This is a genomic window from Acidaminococcus sp. BV3L6 (assembly GCF_000468835.1).
GTDB lineage: Bacteria > Bacillota > Negativicutes > Acidaminococcales > Acidaminococcaceae > Acidaminococcus > Acidaminococcus intestini.
In genome coordinates this window covers 72,973-80,499 of sequence record NZ_AWUR01000040.1, presented here as the reverse complement: position 1 = coordinate 80,499, position 7,527 = coordinate 72,973, and the positions used below count along the sequence as shown (strand labels likewise).

Genomic DNA, 7,527 nt, shown 5'->3' with positions numbered 1-7,527 from the left:
CCCATAAAAAGGTTTGCTATAAATTTCGGATCGCTCACGTGTTCATATTCCCTTAGATAGAACATACATTAAAAAGGGGTGCAGCCTTTTTCCCTGCGTATTTCAAGCTGCAAGCGCATCTTAGACGAGAAAACCAGTGAAAGATACACTCGCGAGCTTGACCCTCCTTATCTTACTTACAGGAAGAAATCCCCCTGGGAAGGACCCTTACATGGTTCTTCTCAGGGGTTCATATTTACACGCTGAAATCACGCAGGTCCTTATCGAGGGCCTCGAAGAGAGCATCCGCATCATGGGCCCGGAGGGCCTTCAAGATATCCTTGTGGTGTTTGCAGTCATCGCTGACATGCAGGACACCAGAGTCCATTCCCCAGCGGAACTGAGCATAGGCACGGCTCATGCGGCTCATGCAGGAAGACAGCTGTTCATCGGCATAAGCGTTACGACCCAGACGAAGCAGGGCCTTGTGGAAATCCATATTGCATTCCCAATGTTTGCGGGGCGGTAAATCGTCACGCAGGCATAGTTCATTGAGAGGTTCTAACGCGGCAATTTGAGGTTCCGTAAGGCTTTTGATGACACGGGACACAATTCCGTGCTCCAAGTAGAGGCGGAACTCCAGCATTTCGTTGATATCGTCCATCGTAAGGCGCGTGACTTCGTAGCCATAGCGAGGCATGTTGCGAAGGACGCGCTCGTTACACAGGGTCATCAGGGCTTCCCGGACGGGCGATTTGCTGCATTCGTATTTTTCGATGAGACTTTTCTCATTGAGGATGTCCCCTGGTTGGTATTCCCCTGAAAAAATTCCCTCTAAAATGGCATTTCTGACTTTTTCCTTAAGTGACGGTTCTTTCATGGCTGAACCTTCCTTCCCTGACATAATACCTATATCTTAATCTAATTTGGATAATTTGACAATGATTTATTTCATATTATAACACTATAAATTAAACCTCCAATTTGGTTTTGATCATGATTTTACAAAAAGGGCTTCCCAATTAATCATAACAGTGATATGATTACTAATATAATAATCCGACTACTCTGATGATTTTTGGGAGGGAAATCAATCATGACCTTGACACAGGAAGAAATGAACAATTATACGATCATTCTGCACGAAGAACTGATCCCCGCAATGGGCTGCACGGAACCCATTGCGATTGCCTATGCCGCGGCGAAGGCGAAAAGCCTCTTTAAAGGCGATCTGGAGCGTTTTACTGTGAACTGCTCAGGGAATATCATTAAGAACGTAAAAGGCGTCACTGTGCCCAATTCTGGCGGTCAGAAAGGGATTCCTGCAGCGGCGGCCCTTGGTATCGTAGGCGGTGACAGTGATAAGGCCCTCGAAGTCATTGCCGGTGTGACGGATGAGGACCGAGAAGCCTGCCGTAATCTGGTCGAAAGGGATATCTGCGAAGTGACGCTGGCTGAAGGCGTAGCCAATCTTTATATTGATGTGACTTTGTATGGCCGGGACCATATGGCGGAAGTGATCATTGACGGAACCCATACAAACATCGTGAAGATGGTCCAGGACGGAAGCGTTCTCCTGGACCGGACGGGGACGGCCCAAGGTGCCGGAAGCAAGGGAAAAGGGGACCGGACCAGGATGACCTTCCAGGGGCTCATTGAGTATGCCAGAACCGTCGATCTTGAAGCGGTGAAGGCGCTTCTTGAAACTCAGATGACTTACAACACGGCAATCAGCGACGAAGGCTTGACAGGCGCCTGGGGCGCAGAGGTGGGCAGGACCCTCCTTGAAACTTATGGCAGTGATGTTAAGTTCCGGGCCGTTGCTCGGGCGGCTGCCGGCAGTGATGCCCGCATGAGCGGCTGCCCGAAACCCGTCGTGATCAATTCCGGTTCGGGGAACCAAGGCATTACGGTTTCCCTGCCCGTCATCACCTATGCCGAGGCATGGAAGAAGAGTCATGACGAGACGCTCCGTGCCCTTATTGTGAGTAACTTGGTCTCCATTTATATCAAGCACTACATTGGTCCTCTTTCCGCTTTCTGCGGCGCTGTGAGTGCTTCTACCGGGGCCGGTGCAGCCATTACCTTTATGGCAACGGGCGGGGACGCCCGGAAAATGGCCATGACCGTCACCAATACCCTCGCCAATGTGGGCGGTATCCTTTGTGACGGGGCCAAACCCAGCTGTGCCGCCAAGATTGCTTCCTCCCTTCAGGCCGCGCTTATGGCCCATGCCATGAGCATGAAGGACCGGGTCTTTAAAGGTGGGGAAGGCATTGTTGAAAAGGACATCGAGGATACCATTCGCAACATTGGATACATCGGCAAAATTGGCATGAAGGGGACCGATACGGATATCCTCAATGTCATGATCGGTCAGATCGATCCTAAGGATTACGTTTGCTAAGAGGGTCTGAGGAGGCTTCTTTAGAGGAGCCTCCTTCTTTTTTTATGAAAAATACCTTGCAATTTACTAGGAAATAGGCTATACCAAGGGGTAAGAACGGGGTATTTTTTCCCTAAAGGAGGGCTTTCTATGGAAATCAAGGAACGAGTAAGGGCCATGGAAGACGAGCTTGTGGAGCTGCGCCGCTATTTTCATGCCCACCCCGAACCATCTTGGAAAGAATTTAATACACAAAAAAAGATCATGGCTTATTTGGATGAATTAGGTATTCCCTATGTCCCATCGACCACGTCCGGTCTTGTGGCTACTCTTAAAGGGCCTCATTCGTCAGACCATATCATTGGCATCCGTGCCGATATCGATGCCCTTCCCATCAAGGAAGAAACCGGAGCCCCTTATGCCTCGGAAAAAGAAGGGACTATGCATGCCTGCGGCCATGATACGCATATTACGATCCTCCTTGGCACGGCTAAGGTCCTTGCGGCCATGAAAGACGAACTGACCGTGACGGTGCGCTTTTTGTTTCAGCCAGCGGAAGAAGAAATTGCCAACAGCGGTGCCACATATATGAAGGATGAGCCGCTTGTAAAGGAATGCGAACGGCTCATTGCCCTCCACATTTGGAGCAAGATCCCTGTTGGTACAGCGTCCCTGCGCTATGGACCTGTCATGAGCGCGGCGGATACGTTTGATGTTTATATCGAAGGAAAGGGTGGTCACGGCGCCCTGCCGCATCAGACCATAGATCCCATTGTGGCTGGAGCTGAATTTGTGAACGCACTCCAGACCGTGGTCAGCCGTGAAGTCAATCCTCTGGAACCGGCCGTCCTATCCGTGACCACTTTTCAGGCTGGGACAACGAGCAATGTCATTCCCGCATCGGCTCATCTATCGGGGACAGCCCGTACCTTCAGCCCCACACTGCGCGAGGCCTATCCTGGCATCCTTAGACGGGTGGCCCGCGGTGTAGGGGAAACCTCAAGGGCCAAGATTCGCACGGAATACCATTTTGGACCGCCGCCCACGATCAACGATGCAGCCTGTGTGGATACAGGACGCAGAGCCTGTGAGACGGTTTTTGGCAAGGATCATGTCGTTGATTGGGAATTGCAGATGGGCGGCGAGGACTTTGCCAAATATGATAACCCTAAAGCCCTGCTCCTTTTAGGCGGTGGCTTTGCTGACGCGTCGCGGCGCTATCCGCAGCACAGTCCCCACTATGATATCGATGAAAGGGCTCTTTTATTGGGCGTTGAATATTTTGCTGAATATGTACGGGAGTGGGAGAAGGAACTTCTAAAGTAACGTTACAAAGATTACGGTGAATCGGAGAAAGGAACTGGAATTGTTGCCTTTTCTCCGATTTTTTTTCATTTCATACTAAAAATAAAAACGTTGAAAGCTTTTCATAGGGGATAAAAAAATGTTCATGGGAAAAGTCTTGCCCGAATCATGAGCTTTTCAGTATAATATAAAAAAATTTCGAGAAAAACTCATATTTTATTATTTTTCTCAATCGAGGGGGTACAGTATGGACTTCAATTTTGTCGCATTTTTCTTTAATCCCTTGGTCCTCTTATTTTTAACCATGACCTTGGGCAACCTTTTTGGCGAACTGAAGATTGGAAAATTCAAGTTCGGCATTACAGGAACCTTGTTTGTTGGTCTGGTCATTGGCTATTTCCTGACCCAATATGCAGCGGGCGTTCCTAAAGAAAGCCGCTATTTTGCCTCTGCTATGGCTGTCATGCAGGGAAAGGTCATCCCCGGTCCGCTTATGAACCTGGCCCTTCTTGTCTTTATTGTGGGGACGGGTCTTCTTGCTGCCAGTGATATGAAATATGCCTTGACGAAATTTGGCAAGCAGTTTGTTATCCTCGCTATCTTCATTCCCTTTGTCGGAGCTGTTGCTTCCTATGGTTCGAGCCAGCTCCTGCAGGATATGAGCCCTTTCCAGATGACCGGGACCTATACGGGCGCCCTGACAAGTTCCACGGGTCTTGCTGCGGCTACGGAGTCGTCTGACAGCGAGGCTAGACGATTGGGCATGGAATTTGGCAGCCAGCCGGAATCAGCCAGAAAAAAGATCATTGCCATCATCAACAGCGCCCGCGTCCGTGATGCCAAGCTTCGTCATGAATCCGCACCGGCTCCGCTGACGCTGGAAGGGACCCAGTCCCTTTCCCAAGAAGATGTTGAAGTCTTTGTCACGGAGGCAAAGGCCGGCGTTGGCGTGGGACACTCCATCGGTTATCCTTTTGGGGTTCTCTTCTTGATCCTTGCCATTAACCTGATTCCGAAGATCTTTGGCCTTGATGTCGAAGACGAAAAGAAACGGTATTTTGCGCAAAAGGCGCTTGATATCAAGAATGACGCAAGCCTTGTGACGGAAAAACATCAGGAAGTCGCCATGGATTTCATTGGTTTTTCCCTTGCCGCCTTCCTAGGGTATGTGGTCGGGTCCATCCGCATCTACATGGGACCTTTGGGCTGGTTCTCCCTCGGCGCGACGGGCGGCGCTATCCTTGTGGCCTTGGCCTTGGGCGCACTGGGTCAGCTTGGTCCTATCCATTTCCGTATGAACAGCACTGTCCTTGGTAAGATGCGCACGTATTTCCTGTCTGTCTTTCTTGCCGGAACGGGCCTCAACTATGGGTTCCGTGTCGTTGATGCTGTAACGGGTGATGGCTATATGGTGGCTATCATTTCCGCCCTGGTTGCCCTCATTTCCATTCTTGCCGGCTTCCTATTGGGTCATTATGTTTTCCGTATCAATTGGACCCTGCTTTCCGGTGCCATTACGGGCGGCATGACGAGTGCCCCGGGCCTTGGCGCTGCTGTTGATGCCTTGGAGTGTGATGAACCAGCTGTTTCTTATGGGGCTACGCAGCCTCTTGCTACCTTCATCATGGTCATCTTCTCCATTATCATCCACAAACTTCCGCTGTAAGAAAATTGCAATCGCAATACCCCTTACCGAATGCACAACGCGCATTTGGTAAGGGGCATTTCTTATTTTTTACTCGGCGCACAGATCGCGCCGATCTTTCATAGCAGCAGCCCTCTCTTGTTAAATTCCTTATGAATCAGCTTCCTGCACGTAAAAAGCCTTGGATTTGCGTCTAAGTTCAGGGCTTACGTTATGGTTTTCCTCCGTGTTTTGTCCCTCGGGCGGAAAATGCCGTTTCGCCTGACCAAGGCGGGAACCCGAAAGGCGTACGTTGCCTCATCAAAATGAAGCAAGCCTGCCCTTTCGGTGGGGGATAAGACGGATAGTTTTTGCCTGGCGTTTCCATATGAGCGGTCAGCGAGGAATATCTTTCGATGGTCCAAAACCGCTAATCGCAAGACCCCGTCAAAGTGATTCGGCTCACGGACCGTGTTATCGAAAATCTATTCGGCGCCCTGTCCGGAGGACACGGTCAGGCACCGCGCCTTACCGTCCCTTGCTTGACTGCAGAGCCTTGTCTTAGGCAGTCGTTTTGTAAGGCTTTAGCAGCCCAGTACCACAGCCTGCATTCTGCCTGCCCTTGGACAGTCATCCAACAAAAAAGCCCCTGCCATTGCGGCAGAGGCTTTTTGATCCTACCTTATTCTTTTTTGAAGGCTTCTTCGTCAAAGGTTCCCATGATCTTATCCACGACAATGGCGTTTGTCATGGATCCGGATACGTTCAGCATGGTACGGCCCATATCGATGATCGGATCAATGGCAAGGACGGGGGAGATGGAGGAGAAGTAGGCGCCAAGACCAGTCCCACTGAGGGAGACGGAAGCGGCCATGGTCGCTGTACCGGGAACACCCGCAATGCCGATGGACCCTAAGGCAATAACCACTATGCTCATGATAAATAAGGTCAGGTCAAAAGGAATACCGGATACATTGGCAATGTAGACCACAACCAGGCCGGGGAAGACCCCTGCACAGCCCTGCATTCCTGCCGTTGTCCCAAAACTTGCTACCGTATTGGCCGTCGTTGTTGAAACGCCAAGACGATGGGTGAGGGTTTCGACCGTAAGGGGCAGGACGCCCATGGAAGAACGGGAAGTAAAGGCAAGGACAAGGGGACTTTTGGCTTTCTTGAAATAGGTGAGAGGGTTTACCCCAAAAACGGTGAGCAGGAGCGCTTCTGCAGCAAACATAATGGCAAGGCCCAGATACAGCAGGAGGATGAAAAGGCCCATATCCATGACTGCTTTAAGGCCTCTTGTGGCAAGGGTATTTGCCAGCAGGGCAACCACGCCATAAGGCATGAGGCCAATGATAAAATCACAGGCCCATCCCATGATGAGGTGGAGCTCGTCAAAGAGCTTTGTAAAGGCCTCCAGGCTGTTTGTGCCGGTTTTCTTGATGAGCTGGGCAATGCCGCCAATGACAACGCCAAAGATGACGACGGCAATGACATTCGTATCGGCCATGGCCTTGACCGGATTCATCGGAATCAGGGCCCGGAACGTATCGACGACAGGCTTTACGTCACGCATCTTGCTGGCGCCTTCTACAGCGCTTGAGCCGGCACCGAGACCAAAGAGGCTGCCCAGGGACAGTCCAACGATGGCCGCAAGGGCTACCATACCGAGGTTTGTGGCAAGCATGGCGCCAACGAGTTTCTTGAGGTTTGTTCCTTCATTCATATGAAGGATGACGTGGATGATGGAAGTAAGGACCAAGGGGACAACAAGCATACGGATGAGGTCGATGAACCCGCCGCCGACAAGGGAATACCATTTGGTGGCCTCCTTAATAAAGACCACTTTTGTTGGAGCGTCCGGAAATCCGGCGAGGACCTGAATAAAAATCCCTAGGAGGGCACCTGATACGGTGCCAATGGTCACGAGTTTTCCAAAAGAGGTGCCTTTTTTCTCCAAATGATGGATCATGGCGAGAATCAAAAGAAAAACGAGGAGAAGAAAAACGGTGGTGGGGTGACTGATCATGAGAAATTCCTTGAAAAAGTGAAGTTCCATAATGTACGTCCTTTCTGCATAAAATATACTGCGTAAGTATGAATTAATTTGAGAGTATACCCACAGACAGTGAGTTTGTCAATAATAACTCATCAAAAGATCATCTTACAAAGACTGCAGCAGGGGCAGTCCATAAAAAATAGGATAAGAACGGGAAAAACAGACTTTTTAAAA

The 7,527-nt window shown here is 50.2% G+C and carries 5 protein-coding genes; 3 read left to right on the top strand and 2 right to left on the bottom strand.

What is annotated here, in order from left to right:
- Window positions 1-235: 235 nt before the first annotated feature.
- Window positions 236-859, bottom strand: coding sequence for a GntR family transcriptional regulator (locus HMPREF1246_RS07575; RefSeq protein WP_016459923.1), 624 nt, complete (start codon window positions 857-859; stop codon window positions 236-238).
- A 216-nt stretch (window positions 860-1,075) separates the two neighbouring features.
- Here HMPREF1246_RS07575 and HMPREF1246_RS07570 point away from each other — a divergent pair, with 216 nt between their 5' ends.
- The 3 genes from HMPREF1246_RS07570 to HMPREF1246_RS07560 all read left to right on the top strand — a co-directional run bounded on the left by HMPREF1246_RS07570 (window position 1,076) and on the right by HMPREF1246_RS07560 (window position 5,336).
- Window positions 1,076-2,386, top strand: coding sequence for a serine dehydratase subunit alpha family protein (locus HMPREF1246_RS07570; protein ID WP_021737153.1), 1,311 nt, complete (start codon window positions 1,076-1,078; stop codon window positions 2,384-2,386).
- 129 nt (window positions 2,387-2,515) lie between these two features.
- Window positions 2,516-3,691 carry a M20 family metallopeptidase gene (locus HMPREF1246_RS07565; protein ID WP_021737135.1) on the top strand — a complete coding sequence of 392 codons (1,176 nt, stop codon included), beginning with the start codon at window positions 2,516-2,518 and terminating at the stop codon, window positions 3,689-3,691.
- A gap of 226 nt (window positions 3,692-3,917) precedes the next feature.
- Window positions 3,918-5,336, top strand: a complete 1,419-nt coding sequence (locus tag HMPREF1246_RS07560; RefSeq protein ID WP_009015426.1) for a membrane protein — start codon at window positions 3,918-3,920, stop codon at window positions 5,334-5,336.
- A gap of 640 nt (window positions 5,337-5,976) precedes the next feature.
- Here the strand turns inward: HMPREF1246_RS07560 and HMPREF1246_RS07555 are convergent.
- Entirely contained in the window at window positions 5,977-7,353 is a 1,377-nt protein-coding gene (locus HMPREF1246_RS07555) for a cation:dicarboxylate symporter family transporter (protein WP_009015425.1), read from the bottom strand.
- Window positions 7,354-7,527: the final 174 nt, after the last annotated feature.

What these genes read in the sequence shown, in the direction of transcription:
- HMPREF1246_RS07560 (WP_009015426.1), top strand. Translation starts at nt 3,918, where the DNA reads ATGGACTTCAATTTTGTCGCATTTTTCTTTAATCCCTTGGTCCTCTTA.
- HMPREF1246_RS07565 (WP_021737135.1), top strand. Translation starts at nt 2,516, where the DNA reads ATGGAAATCAAGGAACGAGTAAGGGCCATGGAAGACGAGCTTGTGGAG.
- HMPREF1246_RS07575 (WP_016459923.1), bottom strand. Translation starts at nt 859, where the DNA reads ATGAAAGAACCGTCACTTAAGGAAAAAGTCAGAAATGCCATTTTAGAG.
- HMPREF1246_RS07555 (WP_009015425.1), bottom strand. Translation starts at nt 7,353, where the DNA reads ATGGAACTTCACTTTTTCAAGGAATTTCTCATGATCAGTCACCCCACC.
- HMPREF1246_RS07570 (WP_021737153.1), top strand. Translation starts at nt 1,076, where the DNA reads ATGACCTTGACACAGGAAGAAATGAACAATTATACGATCATTCTGCAC.